General features: G+C 58.5%; 13 protein-coding genes. 8 read left to right on the forward strand and 5 right to left on the reverse strand.

Annotated elements, in window-relative coordinates:
- Positions 1–15 precede the first annotated feature (15 nt).
- Genes QPM17_RS11020 through QPM17_RS11035 form a run of 4 tightly spaced genes read right to left on the reverse strand, consistent with a single transcriptional unit; the run spans position 16 to position 4,034 of the window.
- Complete coding sequence (locus tag QPM17_RS11020) at positions 16–492, reverse strand: DUF6505 family protein (protein ID WP_285390781.1); 477 nt, start codon at positions 490–492, stop codon at positions 16–18.
- The gene (locus tag QPM17_RS11025) at positions 489–1,193 is read right to left on the reverse strand and encodes a biotin/lipoate--protein ligase family protein (RefSeq protein WP_285390782.1); all 705 of its coding nucleotides are present in this window, start codon (positions 1,191–1,193) and stop codon (positions 489–491) included. Before QPM17_RS11025 ends, QPM17_RS11020 begins: the two co-directional genes overlap by 4 nt.
- A complete protein-coding gene (locus QPM17_RS11030; protein ID WP_285390783.1) occupies positions 1,190–2,035 on the reverse strand; it encodes an Mrp/NBP35 family ATP-binding protein in 846 nt (281 codons plus the stop codon). The genes QPM17_RS11025 and QPM17_RS11030 overlap by 4 nt, the downstream gene beginning before the upstream one ends.
- A gap of 19 nt (positions 2,036–2,054) precedes the next feature.
- On the reverse strand, positions 2,055–4,034 hold the full coding sequence (locus QPM17_RS11035; RefSeq protein ID WP_285390784.1) for a 4Fe-4S binding protein: 1,980 nt from the start codon (positions 4,032–4,034) through the stop codon (positions 2,055–2,057).
- A 178-nt stretch (positions 4,035–4,212) separates the two neighbouring features.
- Between QPM17_RS11035 and QPM17_RS11040 the strand changes: the two genes are divergently transcribed.
- From QPM17_RS11040 to QPM17_RS11075, 8 genes are all read left to right on the forward strand, one after another.
- The gene (locus QPM17_RS11040) at positions 4,213–4,791 is read left to right on the forward strand and encodes a DUF3305 domain-containing protein (protein ID WP_285390785.1); all 579 of its coding nucleotides are present in this window, start codon (positions 4,213–4,215) and stop codon (positions 4,789–4,791) included.
- On the forward strand, positions 4,791–5,441 hold the full coding sequence (locus QPM17_RS11045; protein ID WP_285390787.1) for a DUF3306 domain-containing protein: 651 nt from the start codon (positions 4,791–4,793) through the stop codon (positions 5,439–5,441). The genes QPM17_RS11040 and QPM17_RS11045 overlap by 1 nt, the downstream gene beginning before the upstream one ends.
- A 126-nt stretch (positions 5,442–5,567) precedes the next feature.
- Positions 5,568–6,179, forward strand: a complete 612-nt coding sequence (locus QPM17_RS11050; protein WP_285390789.1) for a TorD/DmsD family molecular chaperone — start codon at positions 5,568–5,570, stop codon at positions 6,177–6,179.
- A gap of 325 nt (positions 6,180–6,504) precedes the next feature.
- Positions 6,505–9,390, forward strand: coding sequence for a formate dehydrogenase subunit alpha (locus tag QPM17_RS11055; RefSeq protein ID WP_285390790.1), 2,886 nt, complete (start codon positions 6,505–6,507; stop codon positions 9,388–9,390).
- An 18-nt stretch (positions 9,391–9,408) separates the two neighbouring features.
- Positions 9,409–10,017, forward strand: coding sequence for a formate dehydrogenase FDH3 subunit beta (fdh3B, locus tag QPM17_RS11060; protein WP_285390791.1), 609 nt, complete (start codon positions 9,409–9,411; stop codon positions 10,015–10,017).
- A gap of 85 nt (positions 10,018–10,102) precedes the next feature.
- Positions 10,103–11,275 (forward strand): formate dehydrogenase subunit gamma, encoded by a 1,173-nt coding sequence (locus QPM17_RS11065; protein WP_285390792.1) that lies wholly within the window; start codon positions 10,103–10,105, stop codon positions 11,273–11,275.
- Positions 11,272–11,397, forward strand: a complete 126-nt coding sequence (locus QPM17_RS11070) for a hypothetical protein (protein ID WP_285391127.1) — start codon at positions 11,272–11,274, stop codon at positions 11,395–11,397. Before QPM17_RS11065 ends, QPM17_RS11070 begins: the two co-directional genes overlap by 4 nt.
- Positions 11,390–11,644, forward strand: a complete 255-nt coding sequence (locus QPM17_RS11075; protein WP_285390793.1) for a sulfurtransferase TusA family protein — start codon at positions 11,390–11,392, stop codon at positions 11,642–11,644. The genes QPM17_RS11070 and QPM17_RS11075 overlap by 8 nt, the downstream gene beginning before the upstream one ends.
- Positions 11,645–11,733: 89 nt before the next feature.
- Here QPM17_RS11075 and QPM17_RS11080 read toward each other — a convergent pair whose 3' ends face one another.
- Entirely contained in the window at positions 11,734–12,510 is a 777-nt protein-coding gene (locus QPM17_RS11080; protein WP_285390794.1) for an FkbM family methyltransferase, read from the reverse strand.
- Between the last annotated feature and the right edge of the window lie 7 nt (positions 12,511–12,517).

Raw genomic sequence — 12,517 nt, forward strand, 5'->3', positions numbered from 1 at the left:
GCCTTCAGAGATTACTCATTCGTAGCCGCCGTGTACGGCAAAGGCCTCCAGCGAAGCATCTTGTGGAGCGCGGGAGCGGTAGGTTTCCTCAACACCCAGCTCGGTCAGTGAACGGCTGACCATCAGCAGGGTATTTTCTTCGAAGTCCTCGCACATATTGCGCATCTGGTCGATTTCCTCGCAGGCGACGGGGTAGGCAGCGTCGATATCCGGAGCGCCGTAAACCTCGACAAAGGTTTGCGCCAACGTCTGCTGCAGCTGCTCCAGTTCGGCTTCGGTAATGTTACAGACACCCACGAAACTGGCGCGGCCACCCGACTCTATGCTGTACCAACCGTTGGTAAAGGCCTGACGAGCCTTTCCCTTCAGGTCGGCTTCGGTCCAGTTCGAGAACTCGAACCCGCCCGAAATGGCCCATTCGCCGCTGGGGGCAGGCTGTTCGTAAACATTCTCATCGGAAATATCCAGTCGCAGGGTTCGGGCCAGTTTCATGTGTGCTCCACGAATTCAATCAAACTCACTGTTTCAGTCATGACATCCTGGCGCAACAGCATCCGGCCTTTCTCATCCAGCCCGACAAAAATGCCGGGTCTTGGTTGCTCGATCATTTTGCCCAGGGTGTCGCAGCGTGGCCGCCATTCATTGTGTACACGCTCGAACCCGCTGTCCATGAAATAGGTCAGCCACAGAAGCGTGTGTTTGGACCAGCTCTCCAGCAACGCCATGGGCTGGACATCGCTGCACCCTTCTTCCAGCAGACAGGTTTCATTCGGGTTCTGGCCTGGCTCATCATTCGCAGGTAAGAACGGCACTTCGATACCGATAACCAGCCACCTGGGCTGCACTTTGGGATCTGACACATCCGTGGCAAAACGAACGCGACCGCATACCGCACCATTGACCTTGATGCGATCGGGCCATTGAAAGTGCACGGGCACTTCGGGCGGGGCCAGTGCTCCAAGACTCTCGGCCAGACCGATCTGGGCCACATAGACGGCCTGAATGGCTTCTTCCAGAGGCGTTTCCGGCGCCAGCACCAGAGCCGCGCGCAGAGTGTCGGTGGTCTCAGAGTAAAAAATTGTGCCGGAATCGACCCCTGCAATAGCTTGGCTAACGGCCTTGTTAAAAGGGTCCGTGTGCCTGGGCACGGACTGGCCCGACAGTAACGGCGGGAATTGAGGTGACTCGATCATCGGATGGCCTGTGCGTATACATCGGAGGCGACGATTTCATCGGCGATGCGCTGGAAGGATCGCGACTGAGGGCTCTCCGGTTTTGACACCACAATCGGAACGCCGCCGTCCGAGCCAATCCGGATATCCAGATCGAGCGGAATTTCACCCAGGAAGGGCGCTCCCAGCTTTTCTGCTTCAGCCCGGGCACCGCCGGAACCAAAGGGGTGATGTTCTTTTCCACAACCGTCACAGACAAAAGAAGCCATGTTTTCGATCAGGCCAAACAGCGGCACGTCCATCCGGTTGAACATATCAATACCCTTGCGCGCATCCATCAGGGCAATGTCCTGGGGCGTCGAGACCACTATGGCTCCTGCAACGAAGAATTTCTGGCTCAGGGTCATCTGCACGTCACCGGTACCCGGGGGCAGATCCACCAGCAGCACGTCCAGCCGGCCCCAATCCACCTGATTCATCATCTGCTCCAGGGCTCCCATCAGCATGGGCCCGCGCCACACGATGGCTTCGTCATCCGGGGCCATCAGCCCCAGTGACATCAGGGTCACACCGTGATTGCGCAGGGGCAGGATGGTATGCCCGTCAGGGCTGGACGGCCGGCCCGAAACACCCAGCATGCGCGGCTGGCTGGGCCCGTAGACGTCGGCATCCAGCAAGCCCACTTTGAGGCCTTTCGAGGCCAGCGCAACCGCCAGATTGGACGCCACTGTCGATTTGCCGACGCCGCCCTTGCCCGAGGCAATGGCGATGATACGGTCAATGCCCTTCGGGTTTTTGTCCTGCGGCCGGGGCGCGTCGGTACCGATCAGGTTGGATTTTCCGACTTCGGTGTACTGAACCATATTGTGTCCTGCTTGGTTTTTAGCTGTCCAGGTAGTCGTCACTGGTGCGAACCCGGGGGCGCTGGCCCCCGGCCATGGGCGCGGTATCCCCATGGAACTGGGCATTGACGCGACAGTCATCACACATCTTGATGAGCTGGACATTATCAGACTTGCTGTACATCCAGTGCTTGTTTTCCAGCTTTTCAACGATCCGGTTAATAGTGCTGGCGACACCAAAAGGCCTGCCACACTTGATGCACTCGAACGGATCTTCACCGTGCAATGCCCGGGCACTCAGGGCGTCTTTCGACACATCCAGCTGGGGCACCAGGGTAATGGCCGTCTCCGGACAGGTGCTCTCGCAGACGCCGCACTGAACGCAGGCGTTTTCCGTAAACTGAACCTCCGGCCGGTCCGGATGATCACCAAGGGCGCCAGTTGGGCACAGCGATACGCAGGCCAGGCAGAGGGTGCATTTGTCGGGGTCGATCTCAATGGCACCATAGGGTGCGCCCGCTGGCAGGGGGATCGGTGCTTCGAGCCTGTCCTCCATGGCGCCAACGGTGACTCGCGTGATGTCACGGCGGCCACCGACCAGCAAAACCGGTTCACTCACTCGCCCGGCGTTGTCCCCGGCCTCACCAAGCTCCTGGGCTTCGATCACCCGCACCCGGCTGGGAGAGTTTCTGGTACCTGTAAGCATGGCCTGCGCCAGCTCAACTTCCGCAGCAACTGCGCGGCGGTCGATTTCGGTATCCGCCAGGATCAGGACTTCGGCATAACCCGCGCCGAACGCGGCCATAATCTCTGCATGGCCGATACGGTCGACTTGCTCCAGCCCCAGCGGAATCAGATCGTCTGCCAGTCCATCGTGGTACCGTGCCAGGTAAGCAATGGCATCAGCACCGGCGCCCAGGGTATGAATAACCAGGCGCGGGGATTCCCCGGTATGCTCGCGATAGACCCGCGCCATAACGTCCATGGCCTGGGTGATGGCCTCGAAGGGGGTTTCGTTCATAGTGATGGCTGAGGTCGGGCAGACCGCCGCACAGGTCCCGCAGCCGGCGCAAATATCAGAATCGATCTGCACATGCTCCCCGAAAGAAAAAATCGCCTCGGTGCTGCAAACGTCCAGACAGCGGGTGCAACCGGTCTGGTTCGCCCGGGAGTGTGCACACAGGGAAGGTTCCAGGTTGAAATACACGGTTTTCTCAAACTCGCCGACCCGGTCCCTGGCTGTCAGGGCAATACGCTCCAGCTCTCCGGTTTTGGCCGGATCTGCCCAGAAGTAGCCGTTGCGCTTTTCATAGTGGGGAAACGCGGGCGCACCGCCACGCAAATCGATAAACACGTCGCACTCGCTGCGGGCAGTGGTTTTGACCTCACCATACCCAAGGGCGCCACGGCCTGCGGGATTCAGAGCCTGAAGCTTTGCAAACTCCAGGCTGAAGTTACCCAGTGCGCCCTGGGCACCCGTCAACTGGCCTCTGGCCAGGTCGTAATTGGCGGAGGGCAGCTGTATTGGCCCCGCATCATTCACGATACAGGTAACACCCAGTTCGTCCTGTACCAGCTCGGCCATCCTGATGGCCTGCTCGGTGGTGCCGACAATGCAACACACCCCGCTGGACTGAATCGTTTTCACGGGCGCCACGGGAGCCGGCAGCTGAGCCGCGGCCATCAGGGCCGCCTGCTTGGCGTGCAAACGCGCAGGTTTTGCGCTCGATGCACTCCAGCCTGCGCGATCCCGGATGTCGATGGTACTCAGCGGAGCGGACTGCCCGGTTTCGGCCTGGACGTCGTCGCTCAGGCGCTCGAACAACGCGGCCTGTTGGCGGCAGGCAATGAGCACCTCATTACTGCCGCTCAGGTGCTCGGCCGCAATCGTCATATCTGTACCGCACAGTTGATCCACCATGATCACCTGCTCAGCTGCCGCGGCCGTTTGCAGTGCCTCAGGATCAAGAGACTGGGTTTTGTCGCAGGAACATATCAGTAGAGTTTTGTGTGGGCTCATCAGAATTCTGCTCTTCTAGTTATTGTTATACGTACACGTATTCAATGCCGTTCTATCGAGGATGCCACACCCGTTTGTCCTTCGACAATTGAATAATTGGCTAATTGTTGGCGCTCTGCTAGCTTCATAGTAGAGGGAGCCGCCATAAGCCGCATGAAGCGCAGTATAGAGAGCTGTCATGAGTCGTAACGTAGCTAGTTGGAAGCGCGAGCTGAAAGTCGGGGCCGTCGTTCGCCGGTCCCCTGGCGTGACGCAATGGGCGCGTGAGATCTGGAAGCCAGTGGCTGTTATACCCGGCGCTCCAGAGGCATTCTGGAAAGAGCTGGTCCGCGATGGCGAGGTCGTCGATTACCACGCGGGCACTGTGGCGATGGAATTATATCGCGCCGACGTAGAAGGTTACCTGGTATCCCTGAATATGGCCTCCCCCTCCGTGTGGGTGGTAATGGACAGGGACCAGACCAGCCAGTCTCCTTCGGGATGGGTTGTCAGCACCGTTACCGCCAGTGCCCATGAAGCGCTTGACGCTCTGGACAGTGGCGAAAGCATTGTCGAGGCGGTGCCGATTCCCGAGTCCATGGCGGCCTGGATCAAAGAATTTGTCGACATGCACTATGTCGAAGAGCCTTTCAAGAAGCGTCGCCGTGACGAGGTCCGTGTTGATGGTAGCGAGGACGGCAAAGGCGATGCTCGTATTCGTCAGGAAAGCGACGTTTTCCGCGCCCCCTCTGACATGAAAAAACCGAGAGTGCACTGATGGCTGAATCACGATTACAGCGTTGGTCACGCAGAAAAACCGGCGCCAGCAAAGAGGCCGAGCTCCCCCCTCCTTCGACTATTGAGCCCGAGCCATCACCCGAAGAGCAGGAGCTTGCCATCAATGAAGCCCTGCCGGAACGCGAGGTACTGGAAAAGTACGATCTGCCCGACCCGGATGCCATCGAACTGGGTACCGACATTACCGGGTTCATGCGAAAAGAAATTCCGGAACTCCTGCGCCGCAGGGCCCTGCGCTCACTCTGGAAATCCAATCCCGTACTGGCGGTGCTGGATGGACTCAATGATTACGATGAAGATTTCACGGACGCCGCTGTTGCGACCAACGCCATGAAAACCCTGTACAAGGTGGGGCAGGGTTTTGACAGAATACCAGCTGTTGATGACAAAGCTGATGATCAGTCCGGGGATCGGATTCAGAGGCAGGCCGGGGAGCTTGAAGCTGCTGCGCCTGCAGTAGGGGTAGCTGAAAAAGCGCAGGATGAACACGAGCTGGCGGAGAAACCCGAGACCGGAATCGCCGCGGAGGCCACGACCATGGTTGGCCATGGGGACGCCGGGGCACCGCAGGCCGGGACTGAGGCGGAATCGGCGCCACGCTACCGCCCACGAATGCGTTTTGATCATTAGTTTTGGCTATCAGAAGCGATTGAAAGTGTAATTGCCCCCGCACCTGTTTGGGCGTATAAATAATGAACAGGTGTACATAAATTAATGTCGTATCAAGCAAACAACAATAACGTAAAGGACAGAGATTTGAACAACACCGCTGAAGTTCAGTGCCCTCGCTCAATCACCGACGAAGAGCGCGCCCGAGCCCAGATGTATCAGTTGCTCGGTGTCCTGCTGAGCGGCCCGCCTTCAAGCGAGCTTCTTCAGGGGCTGGCATCCCTGCAGGGTGACGACACCACTCTGGGGTCCGCCTCCAGGACACTGGCTGCTCTTGCCGAACGCACCTCACCCGAAGACGTCAACCGGGAATACAACAATCTCTTCATCGGCGTTGGCCGTGGTGAACTACTCCCTTACGCCAGTTATTACCTCACCGGTTTCCTGAACGAAAAGCCACTGGCGGATCTGCGCGGCGATCTGATGGCCCGGGGCATCAAATCCAGTGACGACATCAAAGAACCTGAAGACCATATCGGCACGCTGTGTGAAATCATGGCAGGCATCATTACCGGCGAGTTCGAGTGCGACAGCGGTCTGTCTTCACAAAAAACCTTTTTTGACGCGCACCTGGCAAAGTGGGCGGCGTTGTTTTTTACCGATTTGGAGAGAGCGCAAACCGCGATCTTCTATGCGCCTGTTGGCTCGCTGGGGCGGGCTTTCATGGCTGTAGAGACCGAGGCGTTTGCACTTCAATAACCGGGATCTGCTTGATCCCTCAACCCGGGTGGAGGTGTCCTATGGACAGCCAACAGCGTGATAACAGCCGTCGCCGCTTCTTGCGGATGGCAGCAACAGCAGTTCCAGCTGCCGTTGCCGTGGCAGTAGCACCGAACGCCGCAGCCGAGGTCGTCTCTGAAGACGCCCCCAAAAGCAGCGGTCTACGTGACACTGAACACACACGTAAGTATCTGGAATCGGCTCGCTTTTGAGGAAGCGTGAGTCATTCAAGGTTGCGAAAGGCTCTTGGGTGACCGCATTTCCGGGAAAACGAGAAGAATAAAAAAAGAGAGAGGTACGAGACATGTTGAGGAAGAAAACCAACGGGGTAGCGAAAGGCTCCCGTGCTGGATCTTTACTTTCATCCCTCGCTGCAACGACCATGGACCGCAGGGGGTTTCTGACGGCCTCCGGCGTCGCAGTGGGAGGCCTGGCGGCTTTGTCGCTGCCGTCGACGCGCGTCAGGGCTGCAACCCCATCAACTGAGGGTGGCGAAGTCGTTCGCAAGAAATCGGTGTGTACACACTGCTCGGTCGGCTGCACGGTCGAGGCTGAGGTTCAGAATGGTGTATGGACAGGTCAGGAGCCCGGCTGGGACAGTCCCTTTAACATGGGCGCTCACTGTGCCAAGGGCGCCTCGGTGCGAGAGCACGGTCACGGTGAACGCCGTCTGAAATACCCCATGAAAATGGTCGGCGGCCAATGGCAGAAAATTCCCTGGGATCAGGCAATCAACGAGATCGGCGACAAGATGTTGCAGATCCGCGACGAAAGCGGCCCTGACTCGGTCTACTGGCTGGGAAGCGCAAAGTTCAACAACGAACAGGCGTATCTGTTCCGTAAATTTGCGGGCTACTGGGGCACCAACAATGTTGATCACCAGGCCCGCATCTGTCACTCAACGACGGTCGCCGGCGTAGCCAACACCTGGGGCTACGGTGCGATGACCAACTCGTACAACGATATCCACAACTCCCAGGCGATCTTCCTGATCGGCGGTAACCCCGCAGAAGCGCACCCGGTGTCGCTGCTGCATATCCTCAAAGCCAAGGAACAGAACAACGCGCCGCTCATTGTCTGTGATCCACGCTTCACACGCACTGCTGCTCATGCCGATGAGTACGTGCGCTTCCGGCCGGGTTCAGACGTCGCGCTGATCTGGGGCCTGCTGTGGCACATCTTTGAAAATAGCTGGGAAGACAAGGAGTTCATCCGCACCCGGGTGTACGGCATGGACGACATCCGCGAAGAGGTGAAGCGCTGGAACCCCGAGGAAGTGGAGCGCGTTACCGGGGCACCCGGTGCGCAACTCGAACGTGTCGCACGTACTCTGGTCAACAATCGCCCGGGTACCGTGATCTGGTGCATGGGTGGCACCCAGCACACCAACGGCAACAACAACACCCGTGCGTACTGCGTATTGCAGCTGGCACTGGGTAACATGGGCGTCCCCGGCGGCGGTACCAACATCTTCCGCGGTCACGACAACGTTCAGGGCGCCACAGATCTGGGCGTCCTTGCCGATACCCTGCCGGGCTACTACGGCCTGGCTGCTGGCTCCTGGGCTCACTGGGCCCGCGTCTGGGAAGAAGATCTGGATTGGCTGAAGGGCCGCTTTGCGACCTGGGACAAAGATGGCAAGTCCCGCGCGATGATGAACGAGAAAGGCATTCCCGTGTCCCGCTGGATCGACGGTGTTCTGGAGGCCAAGGAGAACCTGGGACAGCCCGACAATACCCGGGCGATGGTTCTGTGGGGCCACGCCCCCAACTCGCAGACCCGTATGCTGGAAATGAAGGAGGCCATGGAAAAACTGGACCTGCTGGTCGTCGTGGATCCCTTCCCCACCGTGTCAGCGGTGCTGCACGATCGCAAGGAAGGCGCCTATCTGTTGCCTGCAACAACCCAGTTCGAGACCTCAGGCTCAGTCACCGCTTCAAACCGGTCGCTCCAGTGGCGTGAAAAGGTCATGGAGCCGCTGTTTGACTCGAAGGTCGATCACGAAATCATGAAGCTGTTTGCGGACAAGTTCGGTTTTACCGATCGCATGTTCCGCAATATTGCTATTGAAGGCGACGAGCCGGTCATCGAGGACATCACCCGCGAATTCAACCGCGGTATGTGGACCATCGGCTACACCGGGCAGTCACCCGAGCGCCTGAAAAAGCACATGGCGAACCAGCACCACTTCGACAAGACCACCCTGCGTGCAGTCGGCGGTCCGTGCGACGGTGATATTTACGGTCTGCCGTGGCCGAGCTGGGGTACAGCCGAGATGAACCATCCCGGAACTCCGAATCTGTACGATATGTCCCTGCCGGTGTCCAAGGGCGGCCTCACCTTCCGTGCCCGTTTTGGTGTCGAGCGCGACGGCGAGAACCTGCTGGCCGAAGGCGTCTACTCGAAAGACTCGGACATCAAGGACGGCTACCCTGAGTTCACCATGCAGATGCTGATGGACCTGGGCTGGGATGGTGACCTCACGGCCGAAGAGCGTGCCAGTATTGACGCGGTTGCCGGCCCCGAGACCAACTGGAAGACGGACCTGTCAGGCGGTATCCAGCGTGTTGCCATCAAGCACGAGTGCGCACCCTTTGGTAACGCCAAGGCCCGCGCGATCGTCTGGAACTTCCCGGATCCCGTACCGCTTCACCGCGAACCGCTGTACACCAATCGTCGCGATCTGGTCAAAGATTACCCGACCTACGAAGACAAGCACTTCTGGCGCGTCCCGACCCTGTACGAGTCCATTCAGAAGAAGGACTTCAGCAAGGACTTCCCCCTCATCCTCACCTCAGGCCGTCTGGTTGAATATGAGGGTGGTGGTGACGAGACCCGCTCGAACCCCTGGCTGGCGGAACTGCAGCAGGACATGTTCATAGAGGTGAATCCGTACGATGCGAATAACCTGAACATTCGTGACGGTAACGACGTCTGGGTTTCCGGCCCTGAAGGCGCACGCATTAAGGTGAAGGCGATGATCACAGAGCGCGTCGGCAGAGGCGTGGTGTTCATGCCCTTCCACTTCGGTGGACACCTGGAAGGCAAGGATCTGAGGGACAAGTATCCCAAGGGCGCCGACCCCTATGTTCTGGGTGAATCTTCCAACACGGTTCAGACATACGGGTATGACTCGGTCACGCAGATGCAAGAGACCAAGTGCACCCTGTGTTCGATCATGCCGGCATAACAATAAGAGGTGTACAACATGGCACTTGAAGGACAAGCACGAGCAAAGTTTCTTTGCGATGCCGAGCGCTGCATTGAATGTAATGCCTGCGTAACAGCCTGTAAGAATGAACATGAGGTCCCCTGGGGTATCAACCGTCGACGTGTGGTGACCATCGAAGATGGTAAACCTGGCGAGCGTTCGATCTCGGTTGCCTGCATGCACTGTTCAGACGCGCCCTGTATGGCCGTCTGTCCAACGGACTGCTTCTACCAGACCGAAGACGGAATCGTATTGCATTCCAAGGATCTGTGTATTGGTTGTGGGTATTGCTTCTACGCTTGCCCCTTCGGCGCGCCCCAGTTTCCCCAGGCGGGCAACTTTGGCAGCCGGGGCAAGATGGACAAATGCACGTTCTGTGCAGGGGGTCCTGAGGAAGACAATTCGACAGCCGAATTCAACAAATACGGTCGCAACCGTATAGCGGAGGGCAAACTGCCGATCTGTGCGGAAATGTGCTCGACCAAAGCGCTGTTGGCCGGTGATGGCAACGACGTGGCCGATATCTATCGCCAGCGCGTGGTGAACCGGGGTTTCGGTTCAGGCGCCTGGGGATGGGGCACAGCCTACCAGAAGAAGGGCGCTTAGATCGGCCTGATCGTTCCGGGGCCCTTGGGCCCCGGAATTCATTGAGGCAACGAGTTCTTTCTGTTGATTCCGTTGGAGTGCTCTCATGAATTTTAAGATATTCGGTGCCGTCGTCTTTGCACTGACGACACTGATGCTCAACCCTGCCTGGGCACAAGATGCCCCTGAGGTTGATCGGACAAGTACCGGGGGTGCTCAGACCCTGGAAGATATCATGGCCCGTCAGAAGCAACTGGAAGTTGACGAGTCGTTCCGGTCAGAAAACACTGGTGACCCCGCCAACGCTGCTCCGATCAGTGAGCAACTGGGCACTCTTGGTGGACGCTCTCAGGCTGACAGCTGGCGAGGTGTCCGCTACAACGAGATTGACCTCAGCACAGAGGTCAGCGGGCCTGCGGTTGACGTCCTGATCCAGGACGGAGGCATGCCCTGGTACCAGTTACGGGAAGGACCAGTCATAACCTATGGCGGCGGCGCCATCCTGGGCTTTGTGCTACTGCTGGTGGTGTTCTACTTTATTCGCGGCAAGATCAGGATCGACGGCGGCCCTTCGGGCACCAAGATCGAGCGGTTCAAGGCCATCGAGCGCTTTGGCCACTGGTTGTTGGCTGGCTCGTTCATCGCGCTGGCCCTCACGGGGCTGATCACCCTCATGGGACGCAGTTTCCTGATCCCTGTGATAGGGCAGGAAGCCTTTTCCACACTGGCGGTTGGCTCCAAGTGGCTGCACAATAACATTGCCTGGGCCTTCATGTTGGGGCTGGTGATGACATTCGTCATGTGGGTGGCACACAACATTCCCAACAAACTGGACTGGCAGTGGCTTAAGGCGGGGGGCGGTATCTTTACCAACTCCCACCCTTCATCGAAAAAGTTCAACGCCGGCCAGAAGATTGTTTTCTGGACCGTGATGATACTGGGCCTATCAGTCTCCCTGTCGGGTCTGTCGCTGTTGTTTCCCTTTGAGATGCCCATGTTCGCCGGGACTTTTGAGGTCATGAACAGCATTCTGGGAACCGATTTCCCGACCGCCCTGGCGCCCCACGAAGAGATGCAGTATGCCAACCTCTGGCACTCGATTATTGCCTTCGCGATGATGGTGGCCATAATCGCACACATCTACATCGGCACCGTCGGTATGGAAGGTGCCTTCGATGCCATGGGCAACGGTCAGGTTGATCTGGAATGGGCTCGCCAACACCACGATCTGTGGGTGGAAGAGCGTCTGGGCAAACAGGACAAGGGAGAATCATCGTGAAAGTCATGATTGCCGGATTTATCGCAGCCTTGGTGATCGCCGCCCTCGCCCCGGTCGTTCTGAATCAGTTCGGGTGGTCTTCAGCCGAGCAATACAGCAGTGAGAGCGTGCGGCTTGACTGATCATCAATCAGAAGCACATCAGGAGGTATACCAGATTGATGCTGTCGGTCTGGTGTGCCCCCTGCCCATTCTGCGCCTGAAAAAACGCACCCGGGATCTGCCTGGCGGCACGCAGGTCGAGTTTCTCACCGACGACCCCAGCGGCCGCCGGGACTTACAGGTATTGTGTGAACTCACTGGTCACAGGATTGAGTGGGTTCGCGAAGAGGATGCTGGCATTCTCCGTTATAGGATCCGCCTGGCGTAGCGGTCAGCCGAGAAAACCCGGTGCAGTACCCGCCCACCCTGCGGGGTATTTCTGAATCTGAGACATCCGCTTCCCCTCCACGTCATTCCCTATCGCTTCGGCGCTGAGGTGACGAGCCGGGCATAAATATCCCCCGAGGCGATTCCCTCAGCTCCCGCATCAAGCCATTGCCTGAGCGACTCCGGAGCCTGCCATGAAGACCAGATAAACCGGCGTTGCTCGCCGGCAATAACATTGAACTCGTGCCGGCCCAGCCGCTCCATTTCCTCCAGGCATCGCACTGCCTGATCCAAGCTGCCGTTCACGAATTCGAAAGACAGTGCCGGCAGCGGCTGGCTCAACCCCGCCAGCACCTCCACCTCAAAGCCTTCCACATCGATCTTGCAGAAGCTGGGCTGGCCAAATTGACGTATCAGATCGTCCAGGGTGGTAACCGTCACGGTGACCGAGTCCTTCCAGCGCACGTGCCGGAAACCGGCAGTTGTTGTACGCAGGTGTTCGCGCCAGCGGCTGTCCAGTGAGGCCACAGTGGGATGACGCAAGCTCAGCGCCAGTTCGGCGTTGCCCTGGGCCCGCCCCGCCGCCAGTGGCAGGCACACTATTTCCGGCTGATGCCGCGTCAGCCGCCTTAACCAGCGCAGCAATTGTGGTTGTGGCTCCAACGCCACTACCCGCGCCCCCAACTCGGCAAACGCAGAGCTGCGGTCCCCCAGATGGGCGCCGATGTCAAATGCCAGGTCCCCGGGCCGGATGAATTCACTGTAGAGTCGGCGTAAAGACCTCTGGCGCCCAGGGCGTCGATATATAACCAGGGAACGTAGCAGTCCCAGACCGCGGTTCAGTTGATCGGTAATGGCGACGCGCACGGTCACC

Origin of the sequence: Marinobacter azerbaijanicus (assembly GCF_030250645.1) — a bacterium.
GTDB lineage: Bacteria > Pseudomonadota > Gammaproteobacteria > Pseudomonadales > Oleiphilaceae > Marinobacter > Marinobacter azerbaijanicus.

Coding starts and splice junctions, on each gene's coding strand:
- fdh3B (WP_285390791.1), top strand. CDS start 9,409: ATGGCACTTGAAGGACAAGCACGAGCAAAGTTTCTTTGCGATGCCGAG.
- QPM17_RS11040 (WP_285390785.1), top strand. CDS start 4,213: ATGAGTCGTAACGTAGCTAGTTGGAAGCGCGAGCTGAAAGTCGGGGCC.
- QPM17_RS11025 (WP_285390782.1), bottom strand. CDS start 1,193: ATGATCGAGTCACCTCAATTCCCGCCGTTACTGTCGGGCCAGTCCGTG.
- QPM17_RS11030 (WP_285390783.1), bottom strand. CDS start 2,035: ATGGTTCAGTACACCGAAGTCGGAAAATCCAACCTGATCGGTACCGAC.
- QPM17_RS11045 (WP_285390787.1), top strand. CDS start 4,791: ATGGCTGAATCACGATTACAGCGTTGGTCACGCAGAAAAACCGGCGCC.
- QPM17_RS11055 (WP_285390790.1), top strand. CDS start 6,505: ATGTTGAGGAAGAAAACCAACGGGGTAGCGAAAGGCTCCCGTGCTGGA.
- QPM17_RS11065 (WP_285390792.1), top strand. CDS start 10,103: ATGAATTTTAAGATATTCGGTGCCGTCGTCTTTGCACTGACGACACTG.
- QPM17_RS11035 (WP_285390784.1), bottom strand. CDS start 4,034: ATGAGCCCACACAAAACTCTACTGATATGTTCCTGCGACAAAACCCAG.
- QPM17_RS11020 (WP_285390781.1), bottom strand. CDS start 492: ATGAAACTGGCCCGAACCCTGCGACTGGATATTTCCGATGAGAATGTT.